Below are 21,719 nucleotides of genomic sequence, written 5' to 3'. Positions count from 1 at the left end.
AAACATCGTTTAAAGGAGTCACGCCGTGCTAATTATTGAAACTACGCTTATCTTACGCAGAGAAATCAAGCGATTAAAGCAAGAAGGTAAACGCATTGCATTGGTTCCAACAATGGGTAATCTTCATGAAGGCCACCTGAAATTAATTGAAGAAGCCCGTCTTCATGCAGATGTGGTTATCACATCTATTTTTGTTAACCCACTTCAATTTGATAGAGAAGCGGACTTAGCAAATTATCCTCGCACCTTACAAGAAGATTGCGAATTACTCCGCGATAAAAATGTCGATATTATTTTCGCTCCTTCAGCGAAAGAGATGTATCCACATGGCATGGAAAACCAAACAACGGTTGATGTGCCTGTACTTTCTACAGTATTGGAGGGTGCAAGCCGTCCTGGTCATTTCCGTGGTGTTACAACGGTTGTTAGTAAGCTCTTTAATCTTGTACAACCTGATATTGCGATGTTTGGTGAAAAAGATTTCCAACAACTGCAAATTATCAAGAAGATGGTAAGTGATTTATGTATGGATATCAGCATCATTCCTGTTGCTATTGTACGTGACAAAAATGGGTTAGCGCTAAGTTCACGTAATCGCCTATTATCTGACAAAGAAAAACAGCAAGCCCCTGCACTTTATCAAGCAATGCAAGAAATTGCTGAACAATTAAAGTCAGGCAACCATGATGTTAATCAGCTACTTCAAAATGCAAAAAATACCTTAGAGCAACAAGGTTTTCGTGCTGATGAGTGTTTTATTTGTGATGCAGATACACTCACGCCATTAACGGAAGAAAGTCGCCACGCGGTTATTTTAATGGCTGTATGGCTAGGTAATACTCGCCTTATTGATAACCTGCAGGTTAATCTTATTTAATACTCATCATTAGAAAAATAGGAAACACAACAATGCTACGCACTATGTTACAAGGCAAACTTCATCGCGTAAAAGTGACACAAGCCGATCTTCATTATGAAGGCTCTTGCGCGATTGATCAGGATTTTATGGATGCCGCTGGTATTCTGGAAAATGAAGCGATTGATATTTATAACGTAGATAATGGTGAACGCTTTTCAACTTACGCAATTTGTGCGGAAAGAGGCTCACGAATTATTTCAGTCAATGGTGCAGCTGCGCGTAAAGCCGCCGTTGGCGATCGCTTAATTATTTGCTCTTATGTGCAAATTCCTGATAGTGATGCGCGTAGCCATAAACCCAATATTGCGTATTTTGAAGACAACAATGAAATGAAGCGCATAGCCAAAGCTGTGCCGGTTCAAGTTGCTTAATTAATAAAATATTACCCATTTCCCATAGGCAGAGGTTCCCTGCTTATGGGAAACAAGAACAATAAACAACCTATTGTTATTATCTGCTTGTCACGATTCACCTTGTGAAAAACGAGATATAAGATTCAAAACCGGGTTTCTTCTCCGTTTTTCCTCGCTTATCTTCCTGTAGCTTGTTATAAATCAGATAAGTATTATCTGACTACTCTCTGACTAATAAAAAATTATGATAAAAGTTGCTTTAGTAGATGATCACATTGTTGTGCGCTCTGGTTTTGCACAACTCCTCATGCTAGAACCCGATATTCACATTGTGGGTGAGTATTCTAATGGGCAAGAAGCATGGCCTTATTTAGCGCATGATGATATTGATGTTGCCGTCATGGATCTCTCTATGCCGGGTGAAAGTGGTTTACAACTACAAAGCCGTTTAAAACAAAAACGTCCGGATTTTCGCACGATCATTTTAAGTATTTATGATACCCCAGCCTTTGTTCAAAGCGCACTTGATTCAGGTGCTCGTGGTTATTTAACAAAGCGTTGTGGCCCCGAAGAATTAGTGCAAGCAGTACGCGCTGTACATCAAGGTGGCTGTTATCTTTGCTCTGATGCTATGAAAGCATTACGACATACCCCTGAGAAAGAAGATGCTTTGCATACATTAACGCCCCGGGAAAGAGAAATTTTCAACCTTTTAGTCCAAGGCGTTAATGTCAAAACAATTGCTGTACAACTTAATCTTAGCCATAAAACTGTACACGTTCATCGTGCTAATGTACTGGGTAAATTAGACTGTGAAACAACCATCGATTTAGTCCACTTCGCCTTAAAAAATCAGTTGATCACAGGATCGCTGTAATATGAAAAGAGGACTGCGTTTTCTTCTTCAATCCCTCTTTTTATTACTCACCTACTCTTTACTTTGGCTATCACTTTGGGTGATTGGTTTCTATTTAAGTAAAAATGGGCAACAAGCTGCCCTTTTCTTACCGCAAGGTCTGCGATTAGCCTTGATTATTTTACTTTGGCGGCGCTTTTGGCTACCGATGTTATTCGCTGAATGGGGGCTTTATTACTGGCTAACGCAAGAGCAATTAATTACCCATGCTATTATTTATCTTTCTCCATTATTAAGCCTAATTATCGCCTTAGAAGTTCAACGTATTTGGTGGCGGTATCCACTCTACTGGCAACGCTTAACCTTGTTAATTGGCGCTGTTGGCTTTAATAGTCTGTTACAAGCCTTTATTCTTGGCTTTTTTATTAATACCACCAGCGGAATTTTTCTGACCTCAGTCACCGGTGGCATATTACTCGCACCTTTTGTTTTTTTACTTTATGAATATCTTCGTGAATTACAAAGTCGAGCGTTAATTTCTGATGGAACACCTGATCCTCCGTTAAGAACATCATTATTAATGTGGGGATTTCTATTTTGCCTTATTGGATTAAGCGCACAGTTTTTTTTAACACCAGAAATAGAGCGCTTATTAGTTATTCTCGTTTTTATTCCTAACGTCTTTATGGCCTACCGTTATGGTTGGCAAGGTGGCGTATTATCGGCATTACTCGGAAGTTTAATTATTACCTTTGCTCGCCAAGTAAACGGCGCATTTAATGACTTACGTGAATTAGAAATGTTCTTAACCACTCAAGCTATTATTGGTATTGGTTTAGGGATAGCAATAAGTCGCCAACAGCAATTAGCCCATAATTTACGTCATTATCGATTACGCCTAGAGCAAGAACTTCAAGCCAGACGTGAATTGATGGAGCAATTGGTTCATACCGAAGAAGATGTGAAAAAAGCGATTGCACGCGAGTTACATGATGAAATTGGACAAAATATTACCGCAATCCAAATTCAATCAATGCTAATGAAGAAAACAGCCAATAACGATAAAACGCGACAAACTGGTGAACAAATAGAACGTCTGGCATTACAAATTCATCAATCTACACGTCAACTACTCCGGCAATTGCGTCCCCCTGTTTTAGAAGAAATGTCTCTTGAAAAAGCCCTGCACCATTTAATCAACGAATTTGCCTTCAATGACAATGGCATCACCTGTAATTTTAATTATTCATTAGATAAAGAGCCTGAAAACGAAACTATAATTTTTACCCTCTATCGTTTGGTACAAGAGTTATTAAATAATATTAGTAAACATGCCAATGCAACCTATATTGAAGTTTCGTTAACCCAAAGCAAAAACCGTCTACGACTGATCATTAGCGATAATGGCATTGGTATGCTCCCCACATCATTATCAACACAACAAAGTAGCGGTTTTGGATTACGTGGCATTGAAGAACGCATTCGCGCTTTAGGCGGAGAATGGGAAGTGATAAATCATCACGGTACGAAAATAATTGTTAACTTACCCACAAATTCAAAAGAAAACAGTGAAAACTAAGAATAAGTCTTAGTCATCTACAACCTTATCTCATTCTTTTTCGCGACATTTTTTTTACATTTGCAACATCAAAGAGGATGTTATGTCAGGTAAAAATTCGGCATCAATAAATAAGACCTATAACTTTTGGCGCAAAAACTTAATGCTGTCGATGATTATCGGTTATGCCACTTTCTATCTCACACGTAAAAGCGTCAACTTTGTTATGCCCGTTATGCAGGTTGAATTGAATTTAGATAAAGGAGATATCGGTTGGATAGCCAGCCTTTTTTATCTCACTTACGGCTTATCTAAATTTGTTTCCGGTATTTTCCATGATAAATGGGGATACCGCTGGTTTATGGGTGTGGGATTAGTGATGACAGGCATTATGAATATTATTTTTGCCTATTGCCTTTCGTTTCCTGCACTGCTTTTGGTCTGGGCACTAAATGGTTTCTTTCAAGGATTTGGCTGGCCTCCTTGTGCAAGGTTATTAACACACTGGTATTCACGCAATGAACGTGGTTTCTGGTGGGGATTATGGAATATCTCAATCAACCTTGGCGGGATGAGTCTTCCCATTTTAACTGCGTGGCTAGCGACGCATTATAGTTGGCAAGTCGCACTGCTTGTTCCCGGTATTATCGGCATTATCATCGGGCTGTGGCTGTGTGTGCGATTAAAAGGTACTCCCGCAGAGGAAGGGCTTCCTACAGTGGGCGTGTGGCGACGAGATGTTTTTGAATTACGTCAAGAGCAGGCTTCTCCCCCTAAACCCATGCTAACTATTTTGAAAGAGAGCATTTTATTTAACCGAATGATTTGGTTACTGGGTTTTTCCTATATTTTGGTTTATCTCATACGTATGGCGATTAACGATTGGGGAAATATCTGGTTATCAGAAACACATGGCGCCAACTTATTAAGTGCTAATGCCATTCTCTCTTTGTTTGAAGTGGGGGGTTTATTAGGGGCGCTATGTTCAGGTTGGGGCTCGGATCTCTTATTCCGAGGCCAACGAGCACCAATGATATTGCTGTTTTCACTCGGACTTTTTACCGCAGTGGCAGCGCTTTGGTTAATTCCAATTCATCATTATGCACTACTCGCAGCCTGTTTTTTTAGTATCGGTTTCTTCGTGTTCGGACCACAGATGTTAATCGGGCTTGCTGCAACAGAATATTGCCATAAAAACGCAGCAGGCACGGTAACTGGCTACTTGGGATTGTATGCTTACTTAGGAGCTGCAATGGCAGGTTGGCCATTAAGTCAGGTCATGGCGCATTATGGTTGGACTGGGATGTTTGCATTATTAACCAGTGCTGCGGCCTTAATGGGACTACTGCTAATGCCATTGTTGATTGCTGATGTCAGCAAACAAGAGCATTTAGTAGGCCCTCTTTCATTTTCCGATGACGACACATTTAAAAGGTTCTGAACATGAAATTGAAAACCCTCTCTACACTTGTTGCTGCAGGTCTGGCACTTTCTGCTGTTAGCTTATCAACCCACGCTGCAGGTCGCTTAGTGGTTTACTGTAGTGCGACAAATGCAATGTGTGAAGCTGAAACAAAAGCCTTTGCCGAAAAATATGATGTTAAAACAACTTTCGTTCGTAATGGTTCGGGAAGTACTTTAGCTAAAATTGAAGCTGAAAAACGTAACCCACAAGCTGATGTTTGGTATGGTGGAACGATGGACCCTCACTCTCAAGCAGGTGAAATGGATCTGTTAGAACCTTATGTTTCACCAAATCTTGATCAGATAATGCCGCAGTTTCGTGATCCAGCTAAACGCAAAGGTAACTACTCTTCTGCGGTTTATGTCGGTATCTTAGGCTTCGGCGTAAATAAAGATCGCTTAAAAGAAAAAGGGATTGCTATTCCAACTTGTTGGAAAGATTTAATCAAACCTGAGTATAAAGGTGAAATTCAAATCGCCGATCCACAAAGTTCAGGAACTGCTTATACCGCACTGGCAACCTTTGACCAGTTATGGGGCACTGAACAAGCCTTTGATTATCTGAAGAAAATCAATACTAATATCTCTCAATACACCAAATCAGGTATTGCCCCAGCGCGAAATGCAGCTCGTGGTGAAGCCGCCATTGGTATTGGTTTCTTACATGATTACTCATTAGAAGTTGAAAATGGTGCACCGCTTGAATTGATTTCACCTTGTGAAGGTACAGGCTATGAAATCGGTGGTGTCAGTATCATCAAAAATGCCCGTAATATGGATAATGCTAAATTATTCGTAGATTGGACACTCTCAAAAGAAGCGCAAGAAATTAGTTGGAAAGAAGGTAAATCTTACCAAATCCTAACGAATACCTCTGCAGAGTCTTCACCAATGGCACTGAAATTATCAGACTTAAAACTCATCAACTACGACATGGATAAATATGGCGATAGTGAAGTGCGTAAAGAGTTGATTAATAAGTGGGTAACCGAAGTAAAAATGGGTAAATAGCTCATTAACAGAGCGAGATAATCTCTCGCTCTCTTTTTCACATAATAATAAATACATTTACTCTCGGGGGATTTATGTCTCACACACTCGCTTTACCTGAAAAAAAGAGGCGGGATCCCATATTTTTATGGATCCTAATTGCTTGGATGGCTTTTGCGTTACTGCCGTCATGGAGCCTTGATTACGGTCTTTTAGATTCTACAGCAGATGAATTAATCACCTCTTACGGTTGGAGTAGTATCAATATCAGTTGGCTCTGGTTTGTATTACCAAGTTTACTGCTCTTTCGTTCATTAAACGAACCTAAGCGTGAGGTTCGTTCTCGCCACTATTTTGATGCAAGTTTTGCCTTACTTTGTGCTGTTATTACGATAGTTAGTGCAACGCTTGAAGGACGAGGTTTAGGTTACTCTGCGATCATCCTCTTTATTTCTCTGGGAATGATCATGAAAACCGCCTTAACACGCTTGGAATGGCTTGGTGGTGATAGCTTTGTTATTGGTTCTTTGATAGCCGTTGTTGCACTGATTGGCGCTTTTATTATCTTTCCTAGTATCGCTATTTTTATTCCGATGTTTAAAGATAGCGCAGGCAATTTCGCTCCATTTGAATTTATTGCTATCTTAAGCCAAGCTCATATTGTACAAGTGATGCTCAACTCCATAATGCTCTCTATTGCTGTGGGGATAGGTTGTACTTTCTTTGGTTTAATTCTAGCAATTTATACATCTCGTATTGCGGTGCGATCAGCCATTATTGGTCGAGTCTTTTCTATCTTACCTATCGTAACACCTCCTTTTGTTGTCGGTTTAGGGGTCACACTTATGATGGGGCGCTCTGGTTATGTGACAGAGTTTCTTGCCACTTATACAGGGCTTGAAAATACCAACTGGTTATACGGCTTTACAGGGATTTGGTTGGCCCAAGTTCTCGCCTTTACCCCAATGTCGTTTATGATTTTAGACGGTGCCATTAAAACCATTCATCCTTCATTAGAAGAAGCGTCTTACACCTTAAGAGCCAACCGTTATCAAACCTTCTTTAACGTCTTTATGCCGTTACTTAAGCCCGCGTTAGCCAATGCATTTTTAATTGTGATTGTGCAATCTCTTGCTGACTTCAGTAACCCATTGGTTTTAGGGGGTAACTTTGACGTTATCGCCACACAGATTTATTTCTATATCACAGGTTCTCAATTAGATTATCAATCAGCCAGTACATTAGGTGCGTCACTGTTAGTTTTCTCACTATTAGTGTTCTGCGTACAGTATATGTGGATTGGTAAACGCTCTTACGTCACCGTATCAGGAAAATCCTATCGTGGTGATGTTCAACCTTTGCCATCGTCTTTGATTGCATTTGTAACAACTGTTCTTGGCATTTGGGTTGTGTTTAATATCTTCTTATATGGCAGTATTTTCTACGGTAGCTTTACCGTTAACTGGGGTGTTGATTACACCTTAACCCTTGATAACTTTATCAAGTTATTTGGTCAAGGAATGAGTGACGGTGCATGGCCTTCATTGTTGGATACCTTGTTATATGCAGGTATTGCTGCGCCTATTACAGCCATTCTTGGATTGTTAATCGCCTATATCGTCGTGCGCCAAGACTTTAAAGGTAAGAAAAGTATTGAGTTCACAACAATGCTTTGTTTCGCTGTACCAGGGACTGTTGCGGGTGTCTCTTATATTCTTGCGTTTAACGACTCACCGTTCTATTTAACAGGTACTGCGGCGATTGTGATTATCTCTATGACAATGCGTAATGTGCCAGTAGGGATACGTGCAGGTATTGCGGGATTAGGCCAAATTGATAAATCGCTGGATGAAGCCTCTTTAAGCTTAAGAGCAAATTCAATGAGAACGATTTTCTATGTGCTATTACCGTTATTGCGCCCAGCTATTTTGTCTGCGCTGATTTATAGCTTTGTGCGTGCAATTACCACAGTCAGTGCCATTGTTTTCCTTGTTACACCAGATACACGTGTTGCAACTGCTTATATTTTAAACCGTGTTGAAGATGGTGAATACGGTGTCGCAATTGCCTACGGCTCGATTTTAATCGTCGTCATGTTGGCAATTATTTTCTTATTTGACTATTTGATTGGCGAAGCCCGTGTTTCACGCTCTAAAGCCAAAAATGCACAGTAATACGGAGTATAAATCATGACACAACAACATTTCGTTGAACTGAAAAATGTTATTAAGCGTTTTGGCTCTAACACAGTTATTGAAGATCTCAGCTTGTCTATTCCACAAGGAAAAATGGTTTCATTATTAGGACCTTCTGGCTGTGGTAAAACAACCGTTTTACGTTTAGTTGCTGGGTTAGAAAAACCGACAGAAGGTAAGATCTTTATTGATGGTGAAGATGTCACTGAACGCTCAATTCAACAACGTGATATCTGTATGGTGTTTCAGTCTTATGCCCTTTTCCCTCATATGTCATTAGGGGAAAACATTGGTTATGGCTTAAAAATGCTTGGGCGCCCTAAAGCAGAAATAAAACAACGAGTGACTGAAGCCTTAGAGCTGGTGGATTTAGCCGGCTTTGAAGATCGTTTTGTTGACCAAATTTCAGGCGGCCAACAACAACGAGTTGCATTAGCTCGCGCCTTAATTTTAAAACCGAAAGTACTGCTTTTTGATGAACCTCTGAGTAACCTTGATGCTAATTTACGTCGTAGCATGAGAGAGAAAATTCGTGAATTACAACAACAGTTTAATATCACTTCTCTTTACGTAACCCATGATCAAAGTGAAGCATTTGCGGTTTCTGATATGGTATTGGTGATGAATAAAGGCAAGATAATGCAATTAGGCTCACCACAAACTCTTTATCGCCAACCGGCTTCTGAATTTATGGCCAGCTTTATGGGAGATGCAAACTTATTCCCAGCAACATTAGGCCCTGATTATGTTGATATCTTCCAATATCGTCTACCAAAGCCAGATACATTTAACACCACTAAAACAGACGTTAGAGTTGGAGTTAGACCAGAGGCTATCACCTTATCTCAACAAGGCGATGCCTGCCAGCAATGTAAAATCGTGCATGTGGCTTATATGGGGCCTCAGTATGAGGTAACCGTCGAATGGCAAAATCAGACTTTGCTATTACAAGTCAATGCCACACAGCTTCAACCAAATGTCGGTGATAGTTATTACCTCCAAATTCATCCTTATGGCATGTTTATTTTAGAATAAACATAATATTGAATAGCATAAAAATAAGCGAGGCACCCAATGGGTGCCTCTTTTTTTATGATTATAATACTACGACATTTTCCCCTGGTGTGACATCCTGGTGTGAATGTTTGATGTAACACTTGGTTTAATCCATTGTTACTATATTATTGTTTTATATAATAATTATTGGATACTCGCACTACTCCCTTTTATTTTATATGGAACGATAAAAAACAAACCTTATCGTCCCGGATCTACGCTCTATTTTCCTTGAGCGAGATATTTTTGCATTTCATCTGCAGGAACCATACCACCACCTGTAGCCCATACTAAATGCGTTGCATTTTGCATTTTTTGACTGTCTAGTGATAAACCTTGCAGATAATCTTTAGCTTGAGTGACATGTACAGCTCCTGCCATTCCAGCTAATGCCGAAGGTTCTAACTTAATTCCTTCTTCTTTATTTAACAGACTTAGCAAGTCATAAAGCTCTTGATCATCAATAGTGTAATAACCATCAATTAAGCGCTCCATTGCACGCCCCACGAAGCCTGATGCGCGACCAACAGCCAGACCATCAGCAGCAGTCACGTTGTCGATACCAATTTCTTGTACTGAAATACCTTCATGTAACTGGGTATAAACCCCCAATAACATACAAGGTGAATGTGTTGGCTCAGCAAATAAACAGTGCACAGCATCACCAAATGCCAGCTTTAGCCCAAACGCAACACCACCAGGACCACCACCAACACCACAAGGCAGATAAACAAACAGAGGATGTTCACTATCAACACGAACACCTTGTTCTTCAAATTGACGTTTCAAACGTAATCCGGCAACGGCATAACCCAAGAATAAGGTTTTTGAGTTTTCATCATCAATAAAGAAACAGTTAGGATCTTTTTCTGCTTGTTTACGACCTTCTTCTACAGCAATACTGTAATCTTGTTCATATTCAACAACATTAACGCCATGGGAACGTAATTTGTCTTTTTTCCACTGACGTGCATCAGCAGACATATGAACGCTTACACTAAAGCCTAATTTCGCACTCATGATCCCAATAGACATACCTAAGTTGCCTGTTGAACCAACTGCGATACTGTATTGGCTAAAGAATTTACGGAATTCATCAGAGAATAATTTTTCATAATTATCATCTGTACTCAGTAATCCTGCGTTTATTGCCAATTTCTCCGCGTGCGTTAATACTTCATAAATTCCACCTCGCGCTTTAATTGAACCTGAAATCGGTAAATGGCTATCCTTTTTCAAACGCAACTGACCGCTAATGGTTGTGTTATAACGCTTTTCAAGAGCAACTTTCATCTTAGGAATATCAACCACTTCTGATTCGATAATTCCTTGAGTAACCGCTGTTTCTGGAAATGCTTTAGCTAAATAAGGTGCAAAACGTTGTAACCGTGCTTGTGCATCAATTACGTCATCTTGCGTTAAACCAACATATGGAAGTCCCTGGTCAGTGGTGGTCACTTTTGGGTTAAACCAAACCACTTCTTTTAAGTCCACTAAGTCACGAACTAGTGGAAAATTACTTATTAGTTTATTTATATCTATATGGCTCATAGTCGTTCTCTTTTATATGACAAAAGAAAGCATAAATGTACCGCCTAATGCGACAAAGGAGGCAATAAAGGTCGCGACACTGTAAAAACGAAAAGTTTCACTTAAAGTTGCATTACAATACTGTTTCACTAACCAAAACAGTGAGTCTGTGACGATGGTACAACCAATAGCACCTGAACCAATCGCTAAGGTAATAATTTCAGGGCTAATGTCTGGGTATAAAGGCATTAATGGTGCAACAATTGCAGTAGCCCCCATCATTGCAACCGTTGCAGAACCAACAGCAGCATGAAGAATAATGGCGACCAACCAAGCCAATAAAATAGGATGCATGTCCAAGTTAGAAAGAATTAATGCTAAAGATTCACTTAAACCACTGCCTTTTAGGATGCCATTAAAAGCACCACCAGCACCAATGATTAATAAGATATTGGCAATAGAGCTAAAACTATCTTCTGTTTTCTTCAATAAGATATTCATGCCCATATTACGGCGAATACCTAAAACATAATAAGCGACAAAAGCAGCAATAAACATCGCAGTAATTGGGTTACCAATAAACTGTAATGCAGTATAAAGCGAAGTACCTTTTGTCATATTTAATTCTGCAGCTGTTTTTATCAACATCAGAACAATTGGCAATAATACTGTAAAAAGAGTAGCGCCGAGTGAAGGTAAATCTTTTTCTTCACGAACTTCCATATCTGAAAATTCTTCAGGTACGGTTTTAAACGGCAAACGCTCACCTAATACTTTTAAGAATAACGGGCCACCGACTAATGAAGCAGCTAAACCAACAGCAAGACCTGCAACAATCACGGTTCCCATATCTGCGCCCAATTCATTAGTAACAAACAGTGCGGCTGGATGAGGAGGAACAATGCAATGAACAGCCATTAATGCTGTACATAAAGGGATGGCTAATTTTAATAATGATGTATTTGTTTTTTTCGCAATAGAGAAAGCAAGTGGAATAAGCAATACCACACCAACTTCAACAAAAAGTGTAATACCACAAATAAGACCAACTAATACCATAATAACGTCTGGAGATAACCAACGACACTTTTGCAATGTAATACCGATGCGTTCTGCGGCACCTGATATTTCCATCATTTTACCAAGAATAGTACCTAAACCGATAATTGCTGCTAAAAATCCGAGTGTACCGCCAATACCATTTTCAATCGCATTCACCATTTCTAAAGGGTTCATCTTCATAGCAGTACCGACAAAGAAGCTGGCCAACAGTAAGGCTAGAAACGGATGAAACTTAAGTTTTATTATAGTAAAAACAATGAGCAAGATACTAATTATAAGAGTACCTAGTACCCATAATGTTGAATCCATATATCCATCCCAAATCTTTTATTTATTGTTAAACATATTGAATATTAATCATTCGGCACTTACAAATGATGAAAATTTACACTAAGATGAATTCAATTAACTCAAATAAGTGATCTCAAGCACAAATAATCACATTTTGATGAGTGATAGCATGGTATTTCATCTTAACATTACCTTGATTGTTAACTAACGTTACTATCAACAATAAAATGAGAATAAAAGAATGTTTGAATCTTCTAGCGTGATTTTAAGAAATAAACGATTATCCAGTTATCAATTAGCCAGACTTCACACTTTTGAAGCAACCGGTCGTCACCTTTCATTTGCTTTAGCAGCAGAGGAGCTGTCATTAACTCCCAGTGCTATTAGCCATCGTATTAATACACTAGAAGAAGAATTAGGTATTAAGCTATTTGACCGCTTTCATCGCCGAATTGAACTAACAGAAGAAGGTGAACGCATTTATTGGGCACTTAAAAAAACGTTAGAAGACATTAACCAAGAAATTTTAGATATCCATAACCAAGAAATATCTGGTGTGCTTACCGTTTATTCACGTCCTTCCATTGCTCAATGTTGGTTAGTTCCTCGTATTTCAGATTTTACTGAACGTTACCCATCCATTGAATTAAATCTGCTCACAGGAAATGATGATATTAATTTTCGAGGCTATGGTATTGATCTCGCAATCTATTTTGATGATAAACAACTACAAAATCTTTATTGCGAAGACTTAATTTCAGAATCGATTATTCCGGTATGCAGTCCTGAATACGCCAAAAAACATGAGCTTATAAACAATATTCATCATCTCTCTAATTGCACATTGCTACATGATAGACAAGCATGGAGTAACAACTCTGATTTTGATGAATGGCGAGCTTGGAGCGAATATATGGGGCTTTCACTTTTCCCTAATCGCAGTAATATCTGTTTTGACCGTTCTGATCTTGCTGTGATTGCTGCCGTTAATCACTCGGGTGTCGCAATGGGAAGAAAGCGTTTAGTGCAGAAACAGCTGGCCAATAAAGAATTAATTATCCCTTTTGATAATAGCGAACTTTTTTGTGCTCAGCGTTATTACCTTGTCACTCGAAATGAAAAGAATAATGCCAAAGTACAGCTTTTCATTCAGTGGTTGAAAAAACAGATCAAGGAAAGCATGTAATTTCTTAAGGAGAACCCAATGAAAGAGATGACATTTTCAACACAACAGATAGTCGCTATTGCAGAATATGCTGGTTTAACCATCTTAAATAAAGAACAACTCACTGAGAATAAACGTTATATCTTAGTTGACTTATTGGATGTGAAAACAGATGAAGGGCTTTATTACGGTGCTGCAGTACTAGATTTTAGTGACGTTTATCGCAAAGCACGTATTTTAGAATTTGGCAACGAAGGCTATCAACGAGCTCAAACTCGAGAAAAACAAATCCAAGACTATAAAAATAATCGACAAGCCCAAGAGCCAGATACCTATCAGCCCCCTATTCATCGTTATAGTCACTACACCGATTTTCAAATAAACCTAACGGCTATCTATCGTCGTTATGGTTATGAAATCGAATTTGATACAGAAACCGAAAAAGTTTGGAGCTCTTTAGATCCCGATGGCGCACTATTTGATTTACTCAAAAATGCTGATGATACACTCTCTTTATTAGAAGATTGCGAAATGTCATGCACTTATCACAAAGAGAACAAAGTGTGGTCTGTCACTTCAGTAGAAAATGACACGGTTGAACACACATCACTCAATCGAGCTATTGCTGAGTGTTTTTTATTAATGACAGATCATTATGCTGATGATTGGCCTAACATCGAAAACATTCTTTATTAAAAAATTACAAATAAAATCATTAATTATCAATATATTATAGCTAATTATTTAATCTTTATTGCTAATAAGCAACATCTAACTCAAACACCGAAAAGCATCATACTCACGATAATAGTTAATTTCTTCAATGATCCACTGTAAGGTTTTTTGTTCAACTTGTTGAGTTTGATAAAATAATGCCAAATCACAAATCACCATCCAGCCACGTAAATTTTTATCTTCAACAGCTTTTGGCATTTCCATTTTTTCGTCATCAAGATAAATCTCATCATCCGGTAATTCTTGGATGTAATCCCAAGGAATATAATAAAAAACGGCCTGTTCTGGATGACTATTCCACATTGAAATCTCAGTATATATCCATTCATTTGACTCAAGTGTTGAAAGTGATGCCAATAACTCATCAAGGGTTAAGAATGTTTTCATCATTTTTATTATTCACCTCAACATCGACTGCTATTTAAAACAAACCCGCCAATAAAGCGGGCTATTATTAATACCAAGGTATTGTTGTCTTATTTTACTAAAAAGTGTTTATCTTCAATCACGATCAACGGTTCTATATCACTCTCTTTTTTAATTACCAGCGTAGGATCAGAACGTAAGCAACAACCGCCGTAATGACCACCAACTGTAAATGTGCAAACTTGAATATAACGATTTGCTACTTTTGGTAAACACCATAATTCCTGATAAATATTTTCTTGGTGATCAAATTGACCGTGGGTTTTATCTAACACATTTTCTTTATGATCAACTAGACCAATGTTACTGCCACAACGACCTGCTATCGGTTTAACTGCATAACCACTTTGTGCAAGATGAGGAGTCACTTTAAAATCCGTATCTAGTAAATAAGGATTATCAGGGAACAGTTGCCATAAAACTGGTAAAATTGCTTTATTACTAGGAATAAGTGTCCAAAGAGGCTCAAAAACCGTAATTTCAGGACGCAAAAGTACATCGACTAAACGTACTTCACCTTCAGGATGTCCTGTACGTATAGGAATAAGTGCTTGTTGTTCACTCTCTTCTCTGAGTTGATCTAAAGCCGTTTCCCAAGCCCATGTTTTCCAGACACATTCAACAACACGCTTATCTGCATCAATTAATTGACCACGATTATTCCAATGAAGTTCATCTAACCCACGTAGAATTTTGCTCTCATAACCGGCTTGGGTCAGTGATTGTTGCATAAAGAGTGCATGGTAATCTTCTTCACTATCATCATCTTGAAGAATATGCACAAAAGGTTTCGCATCACTGTGTTTCCAAGCATCAGCTAATGCATCAAGTAAGCGCTCACCAGGATTAAAACCTTCTTTAATTCCACTTTGTTGCGCCCATTTTTCAATAATTAAGCCTGCTTCTGTGTGGCAAGAGGCGGAGTCCGCATTATATTCATATACTTTGACACCACGTTCATCCATACAAAAATCTAATCGTCCCGTGATCATTTGATGGCGCCTGTTTTGCCATGACAAACGAATACGAGGCCATAACACGTCAGGGATATCGAACAAACGTAATAAATTATCGTCTTTTAATACTTTTTCGGTCGCATGCAAATACATCAAATGCATCTCATTGCTTGCTCGAATAAGTTCTTGTTCGGCGCTTTCTGAAATGGTGAAGTATTCGTAGCTGTTTTGATTGATGATATGACCGTGTTGCGCTAGAACATAGGCTTTTTCTAGAGGTGAGTTTTCATCTAACCATTTCCCATCGAATTGACCTTTATTTTCAAGTTTTTCAGCATGAATATTTAACAGTTTAGGTGTGATTTTAGGCTGAGGAAGACTATAAGCATTAGGTTCCGTTTGGATCATCCAACCTAAAAGCGTTGTGTTATCAAAAGTATCTTGAACAAAGTAGCCGTTATCACTGATGAGAAGCGGTAATTCTCGTGTCCATTGCTGGCCTGCGGGTAATCTAGTATGGATAACGTTTTGTTCTGCAATACGGATTTTATCTTCAAGCACTTCGGTGATCACAGCAACATGACCGGTCACTTTAAACTCACCACCTTCTTGCCAAATCAGTAAGGCACCAACCGCTGGTGCCTGCTTACCACCATTAGCAAATGCTTGGAGAGGTAATATATCGTCATCAATGGTTTTACGTAAAAAACGTAATGAGAAAATCTCATAAGCCATTCCTACATCAGTAAATACAGCGCCGTAATGCAGATAAAGGAAACGACGAGCAAACTCAACACACTGCCACTTGTGCCCCATATATTCATTGCCAATATAGCTACGGAATGAATCATTAGCGGCATAGTCTTCTTTATCGATACTACTGTAATCTGAAGAGTAAATCGCGACACCGCCAGGCGCATAACCTAGCAATGTTCCAAATGGTTCATGACGAATGATATCTTTTACATTCATAATCTCGACCTTGACGATAAATAGATAATTACCAGTAATACTCATAATCTACCTAAGTATTATAGATAACAATCTTAACGCCATAGAGTATTGGAAGTGAATGTAATTTTATTAATTTCAATAAAGTAAAAAGAGGTACGTAGCTTTAGTGCTATTTAAGAAGGAAAATTTGGTTCAAATAAAAAAAAACTCAAAAATAACCCATCATAAAAAATATAAATGGTATTTTCGAGTATAAACACAGTCAAAGAGGGCTTTATCATTTTTGTTATAGCCTCATTATTTACTCTTTATTAATCATAAATGCGAGTGCAAATAATGGATAAAATGGTGTTTAGGCAATATATAGCACTGTTTATCAAATTTTTCTCGATTATCCTGCTAGAAAAAAGAAGGATATCAAAATAGTTTAATAAAAATTAATATCATCTTATAGCCTGCCGGGTATAAATAATTCATCCCATTAACCGATAACACTATAGAATGGATTTTACTCATTCAAGCCGGAGTGCTTGTTTACTTTGAAGATCCATCTCAGAAACTTGATATTCGAATTATTGAATATTATTGGTGGTTGATAGGAAGAATGAGGTCACTAATGTCAAAGATTTATCCCATTTCTCAAATTATTGGGCATAAAATTCGTAAACAACGCCAGCAACTTCGCTTATCAGCAAAGGTTGTCGCTGAACGAGTGGGTATTAGCCAACAACAATTTTCACGATATGAGAATGGGCTATGTAAAATTGATGTTGATATGCTCTTTCATATTGCTCAAGAGCTAAAAGTGACACCTGCGTTTTTTTTACCCCCTAATGAAGAGCAAGTTTCTGCTATCGCGCTGACACAGTCCAAACAATTTTGGAGTGCTCAAAGCCAAATTTAATATTCTTGGTATGGAAATCTTCTGTTTATCTTCTTATTAAGATAAATAAGGTTTCCATTTATCACTCTTAATTTGATGTTCCTCATAGGCATTATCACTTAGAATTATCAATTCTATTTACCCTTTCTCTTTAAACCAACAAATTTTTTTCTTTTATAAAAGAAAATGTTAATACATTTTTCACTGTTTCTTTCGTAAACTTAAGCGATATTTTTCGTATAGATTATCTCCTATTTCTAATACAAATTGTGTTAACCTAATTAAGAATAATAACAATTATCATTTGAAATAAGGGTTAAACATGAAATATCGCTATGCACTCTCTCTTACTGCATTATCATTTCTCTCAACCTCGGCTTTTGCTCTAGAGTACCCTGTAGGCCATCCTATTATTAAAAATGGCATGGAAATTCAGGGGGTTTACCTTCAACCTATCACTATGGATACCGAAGAAGGTCATCATGCGATGAACCATCTTGCAGCTGATAAAGCCGATATCCATTTAGAAGCCGATATCCATGCTACAGAAGATAATCCTAATGGCTTCGCGGAAGGTGACTGGATCCCTTACCTCACTGTTGAATACACCGTGACAAAATCAGATGCGCCAGCGAAAAAACAACAAGGCGTTTTTATGGCAATGGTGGCTAATGATGGCCCTCACTATGGTGAGAATCTGAAACTCGATGGTAATGGTCAATATAATGTCACTTATAAGATTTACCCACCTTCATACAATAAAGATATTACATTTGGTCGCCATATCGACAAAGAAACGGGTGTTGCGCCTTGGTTTGAACCCTTTGAAGTTTCATGGGATTTCACCTATAGCGGCACAGGTCGTAAAGGTAGTTATTAATTAGCTTGATAACGGATAAGCTCAACAAAATTGGGTTTATCCTTTTTCTCTTTTTTAAGTGAAACGCTGATGATGAAACATCTCTATAAATATACGTTATTACTGCTATTAATGATAACAAGCTCTGTTTTTGCTGCAGAGAAATACACCGTTGAATTAGAAATGAAAGATGGTGAACTTATTCCTCAAGTGCTCGAAGTACCTGCCAAAACCCCCATTAGAATAAAAATCCGTAATACAGGCACCAGCCCTGTTGAATTTGAAAGTACACAGTTACGTAAAGAAAAAGTATTAGCACCTGGCGCTAATTCTGTCGTTGTGATAGCACCACTAAAACCGGGTCGTTACACCTTCTTTGATGATTTTCATCTTTCTCACCCTCAAGGTGAAATTGTTGCAACTGAAAAGGCAGAGTAAATATGGGACAAGTTCTGTTTGTTGTTTGGAGAGAAAGTTTTGAAGCATTACTGGTAATTGGCATTATTTATGCTTGGATAAAGCGCTCTCCAGCGCCAAAACAAGGTATGAAATACTTGTGGAGTGGCGTTATATTTGGACTATTTCTTGCTGTTATCTTGGCTCTGAGCATTTATGGTGTATTTAGTTCACTCGAAGATATGTGGCAATCTCTATTTATGATCGCAATGGAGATCCTCGCCTGTATACTTATTGTTCAAATGGTTTATTGGATGAATGGGCAAGGAAAGTCATTAAAAACCAACATAGAAAATGAACTCACACAAAAAACACAACAACAAAGTGCATGGGGTATTTTACTAATTATTGCCATTGCAATTGCCAGAGAAGGTAGTGAAGTCGTTGTCTTCCTCTCTAGCCATATTATGGCTCTCAATGCACAAACAGCACTGCCTTTCTTTATCGAAGTCTTTATTGGCTTACTTGTCGCAGCATTTACTCTATGGTTATTTTTACTGACGTCAAAAGTTATTTCATGGCGTTATTTCTTTACTGTAACGGGATTTTTACTGCTATTCCTTGCCGTTTCTTTGCTCTTAAAAGCCGTAGAAGAAATTGCAAATCTACTCATTGAAATAGATTTTGAATTCCCTGATTTCTTGATATATCCGCTTTGGGATATCAGCCATATTCTGGATGACTCAAGTGTCTTTGGTAATTTCTTAGTCTCATTCTTCGCTTATCGCTCTCAACCCATTGGTTTAAGTGTGGTGACATTTATTATCTATTGGGTGATTGTTGCACTGTTATTTAAGCGAGGTACTCAGCATGCGAAATAACACAAAATTTAAAAGTAAAAATATTGCTATTTTTTTCTTTATTTTGCTGTTTTCTCTGCCTATTTATGCTGAAAAAATCATTCAAGGAATTATTCAGGATAGCGAGAATATCATCGTTGCAAAAGGGGATATTCCTACCCCTGAAAAATTTAAAACGGATATTTTAAAGTACCGAGAAAAGGCCGTTGAGCAATTAACCCAAGTTGAAAAAGCACTCAATAAATTAATCATTAATAGCGAAAAAAATCAGCTTATTAATGCTCAAAATGCATATCAACAAGCACATTATCACTATGAAGTTATTCGCCCTATTATTGCACTTTTTGGATCAAGCGAACGTTTATTAAATAACCGAGCTGATTTCTTTCTTGAAAGAGAAAACTCACCTCGTTTTTCAGGGTTTCATTTAGTTGAATATCAACTCTTTAAATTAAAAGATACGCAAAAAGCGACAGAGTCCGCAAAAGTGCTATTAAGAGGCATTAGTGATCTAAAAAAACGTTTAGCTATTGAAGATATCCCCATTCCTAAATTAGTCCAATCGGCGGGTGATAGCTTGGAGTTTATTTTAACGGACAAATTAGCAGGGATTGAAAACCGATATTCAAATAGCGATCTAGGTGATAGTTATGCAAATTTATCTGGATCACGCTTAATTGTGGAGATCTTATCCGAGCATATTCCCCCTACTGAATATCAATCTCTGATCAAGCAATATAATGATATTGGTGCTCTGCTTTTAAAATATCAGCGTGATGAAGGTTTATTCCAACCTTTAAATGCGCTTCCTGAAACAGAAAAAAGCTGGCTTTTCTCTCAAGTAACACAATTAGCAGAGCAAGTGGCGAATTTACGTAGCACGCTCGATATTGATGTTTACTATCACTATAAAGAAGCACGTGATGAAAAATAAAACTCTCTTTAAACCGTTATTAAAAAGCCCTGTTAACCTTGATAAACGTACAACGTTAAAATGGTTAGGTGGGAGCTTATTACTCGCCAGTATAGGGGCTAATGCACAACCAAAACAAAGTGCTTCATCTGTGCCTCGTTATCAACGTGCAATTGCTTATTTAGGCAAACACCAAGCAGGTGTTATTACTCCAGAACAAAAACACGCCTCATTTATTGCTCTTAATCTAACTGTCACTACTGTTGATGAAGTGAAAAAAATATTCGCAACTCTGACACAACGAATTGCGTTTTTAACACAACCTCGTGAACTAGAGCAGAGAGCAAACCCACATCTTCCTCCTGCTGAATCTGGTATTCTGGGCACTCAATTACACCCAGATGAATTAACCGTCACTGTCGCATTAGGTGATAGCTTTTTTGATAATCGTTTTGGTTTCCAACCTAAAAAACCCAAACGCTTAGAACCTATGAAGCCCTTTCCTAATGACCGATTAGATCCAAAATGGTGTGGTGGCGATGTTCTACTCCAGTTTTGTGCTAATAGCCAAGAAAGCATCATTTATGCGTTAAGAGATATTTTAAAATATCTTTCTGGTCAAGTTTATGCTGTGTGGAAAATTGATGGTTTTCTTCCTGCTCGCGATATTGATAATCACCAAACACCGATTAACCTTTTTGGCTTTAAAGATGGTTCAGGCAACGCGCCTTCATCTGATAATAGCCTGATGGACTCGCTAGTCTGGATCACGCAAGAACAAAAAGAGCCACAATGGTGTTTAGGTGGAAGCTATCAAGCAGTGCGTCTAATTCGGTTTGCATTGGAATTTTGGGATAGAACACCTCTTGAAGATCAAGAGAATAACTTTGGTCGTCATCGATCAACAGGTGCCCCAATAGGTATGAAGCAAGAGATGGACGATCCACAGTTTGAAAAAGATCCTCATGGCGACCGAGTGCTGTTTGATTCTCATATGCGAAGAGCTGAACCAAGAAATCCAGAGCGTTACAGTGCAAAACTACGCCGACGCAGTTACAGCTATTCATTAGGTTTAACACCTTCTGGTCAACTAGATATGGGACTGATTTTTATCTCGTTTCAAAATAACCTTAAAAAAGGCTTTATTGATACCCAAAAACGCTTAGACGGTGAACCCTTAGAGCGCTATATCAAGCCTTTTGGCGGTGGATACTACTTTGTATTACCCGGAATTTCACACCAAGGTGATACCCTTGCAAAAGGGCTATTTGATTAATTCTTCTCTGCATATTAGGCAC

General features: G+C 38.3%; 20 protein-coding genes. 16 read left to right on the top strand and 4 right to left on the bottom strand.

Annotated features, from left to right (window positions below; genetic code table 11):
• Positions 1–25 precede the first annotated feature (25 nt).
• The 8 genes from panC (at position 26) to fbpC (ending at position 9,370) form a co-directional block, all read left to right on the top strand.
• Positions 26–877, top strand: a complete 852-nt coding sequence (gene panC / locus LG402_RS04090; RefSeq protein WP_227336463.1) for a pantoate--beta-alanine ligase — start codon at positions 26–28, stop codon at positions 875–877.
• Between the two features lie 32 nt (positions 878–909).
• On the top strand, positions 910–1,290 hold the full coding sequence (gene panD / locus LG402_RS04085; protein WP_036932765.1) for an aspartate 1-decarboxylase: 381 nt from the start codon (positions 910–912) through the stop codon (positions 1,288–1,290).
• 226 nt (positions 1,291–1,516) lie between these two features.
• On the top strand, positions 1,517–2,149 hold the full coding sequence (locus LG402_RS04080) for a response regulator transcription factor (RefSeq protein ID WP_166539533.1): 633 nt from the start codon (positions 1,517–1,519) through the stop codon (positions 2,147–2,149).
• Between the two features lies 1 nt (position 2,150).
• Entirely contained in the window at positions 2,151–3,707 is a 1,557-nt protein-coding gene (locus tag LG402_RS04075) for an MASE1 domain-containing protein (protein WP_166539532.1), read from the top strand.
• A gap of 82 nt (positions 3,708–3,789) precedes the next feature.
• Positions 3,790–5,127, top strand: coding sequence for an MFS transporter family glucose-6-phosphate receptor UhpC (gene uhpC, locus LG402_RS04070; RefSeq protein ID WP_166539531.1), 1,338 nt, complete (start codon positions 3,790–3,792; stop codon positions 5,125–5,127).
• Positions 5,128–5,129: 2 nt separating this feature from the next.
• A complete protein-coding gene (locus LG402_RS04065; protein WP_109392034.1) occupies positions 5,130–6,161 on the top strand; it encodes an ABC transporter substrate-binding protein in 1,032 nt (343 codons plus the stop codon).
• 74 nt (positions 6,162–6,235) lie between these two features.
• The gene (locus tag LG402_RS04060; RefSeq protein ID WP_227336462.1) at positions 6,236–8,314 is read left to right on the top strand and encodes an ABC transporter permease; all 2,079 of its coding nucleotides are present in this window, start codon (positions 6,236–6,238) and stop codon (positions 8,312–8,314) included.
• A gap of 15 nt (positions 8,315–8,329) precedes the next feature.
• Positions 8,330–9,370: a ferric ABC transporter ATP-binding protein gene (gene fbpC, locus LG402_RS04055; RefSeq protein ID WP_166539529.1), complete on the top strand. Its 1,041-nt coding sequence runs from the start codon at positions 8,330–8,332 to the stop codon at positions 9,368–9,370.
• Between the two features lie 243 nt (positions 9,371–9,613).
• On the opposite strand, the gene LG402_RS04050 is transcribed toward fbpC, so the two are convergent.
• A complete protein-coding gene (locus LG402_RS04050) occupies positions 9,614–10,942 on the bottom strand; it encodes a D-serine ammonia-lyase (RefSeq protein WP_109407931.1) in 1,329 nt (442 codons plus the stop codon).
• Positions 10,943–10,954: 12 nt separating this feature from the next.
• On the bottom strand, positions 10,955–12,292 hold the full coding sequence (gene dsdX / locus LG402_RS04045) for a D-serine transporter DsdX (protein WP_109407932.1): 1,338 nt from the start codon (positions 12,290–12,292) through the stop codon (positions 10,955–10,957).
• A gap of 223 nt (positions 12,293–12,515) precedes the next feature.
• Between dsdX and dsdC the strand changes: the two genes are divergently transcribed.
• Both dsdC and LG402_RS04035 read left to right on the top strand, forming a co-directional pair.
• Positions 12,516–13,460, top strand: coding sequence for a DNA-binding transcriptional regulator DsdC (dsdC, locus tag LG402_RS04040; RefSeq protein WP_109407933.1), 945 nt, complete (start codon positions 12,516–12,518; stop codon positions 13,458–13,460).
• Positions 13,461–13,478: 18 nt separating this feature from the next.
• A complete protein-coding gene (locus tag LG402_RS04035) occupies positions 13,479–14,135 on the top strand; it encodes a hypothetical protein (RefSeq protein WP_227336461.1) in 657 nt (218 codons plus the stop codon).
• 75 nt (positions 14,136–14,210) lie between these two features.
• Here LG402_RS04035 and LG402_RS04030 read toward each other — a convergent pair whose 3' ends face one another.
• Together LG402_RS04030 and gss are read right to left on the bottom strand one after the other, a co-directional pair.
• Positions 14,211–14,564: a hypothetical protein gene (locus tag LG402_RS04030; RefSeq protein WP_166539526.1), complete on the bottom strand. Its 354-nt coding sequence runs from the start codon at positions 14,562–14,564 to the stop codon at positions 14,211–14,213.
• 86 nt (positions 14,565–14,650) lie between these two features.
• Complete coding sequence (gene gss / locus LG402_RS04025; protein WP_166539525.1) at positions 14,651–16,528, bottom strand: bifunctional glutathionylspermidine amidase/synthase; 1,878 nt, start codon at positions 16,526–16,528, stop codon at positions 14,651–14,653.
• A 598-nt stretch (positions 16,529–17,126) separates the two neighbouring features.
• Between gss and LG402_RS04020 the strand changes: the two genes are divergently transcribed.
• The 6 genes from LG402_RS04020 (at position 17,127) to efeB (ending at position 21,697) form a co-directional block, all read left to right on the top strand.
• Positions 17,127–17,414 (top strand): helix-turn-helix domain-containing protein, encoded by a 288-nt coding sequence (locus LG402_RS04020; RefSeq protein ID WP_036932801.1) that lies wholly within the window; start codon positions 17,127–17,129, stop codon positions 17,412–17,414.
• Between the two features lie 301 nt (positions 17,415–17,715).
• Positions 17,716–18,273 carry an iron transporter gene (locus LG402_RS04015; RefSeq protein WP_109407936.1) on the top strand — a complete coding sequence of 186 codons (558 nt, stop codon included), beginning with the start codon at positions 17,716–17,718 and terminating at the stop codon, positions 18,271–18,273.
• A gap of 69 nt (positions 18,274–18,342) precedes the next feature.
• Positions 18,343–18,690: a cupredoxin domain-containing protein gene (locus tag LG402_RS04010; protein ID WP_109407937.1), complete on the top strand. Its 348-nt coding sequence runs from the start codon at positions 18,343–18,345 to the stop codon at positions 18,688–18,690.
• Positions 18,691–18,692: 2 nt separating this feature from the next.
• The gene (locus tag LG402_RS04005) at positions 18,693–19,529 is read left to right on the top strand and encodes an FTR1 family iron permease (RefSeq protein ID WP_227336460.1); all 837 of its coding nucleotides are present in this window, start codon (positions 18,693–18,695) and stop codon (positions 19,527–19,529) included.
• Positions 19,519–20,442: an EfeM/EfeO family lipoprotein gene (locus LG402_RS04000; RefSeq protein ID WP_166539523.1), complete on the top strand. Its 924-nt coding sequence runs from the start codon at positions 19,519–19,521 to the stop codon at positions 20,440–20,442. The genes LG402_RS04005 and LG402_RS04000 overlap by 11 nt, the downstream gene beginning before the upstream one ends.
• Positions 20,432–21,697, top strand: a complete 1,266-nt coding sequence (efeB, locus tag LG402_RS03995; RefSeq protein WP_227336459.1) for an iron uptake transporter deferrochelatase/peroxidase subunit — start codon at positions 20,432–20,434, stop codon at positions 21,695–21,697. Before LG402_RS04000 ends, efeB begins: the two co-directional genes overlap by 11 nt.
• The last annotated feature ends 22 nt before the right edge of the window (positions 21,698–21,719 follow it).

This window comes from Proteus sp. NMG38-2, from assembly GCF_020640995.1.
Classification (GTDB): Bacteria; Pseudomonadota; Gammaproteobacteria; order Enterobacterales; family Enterobacteriaceae; genus Proteus.
This window is presented reverse-complemented; position numbering and strand designations above follow the sequence as displayed.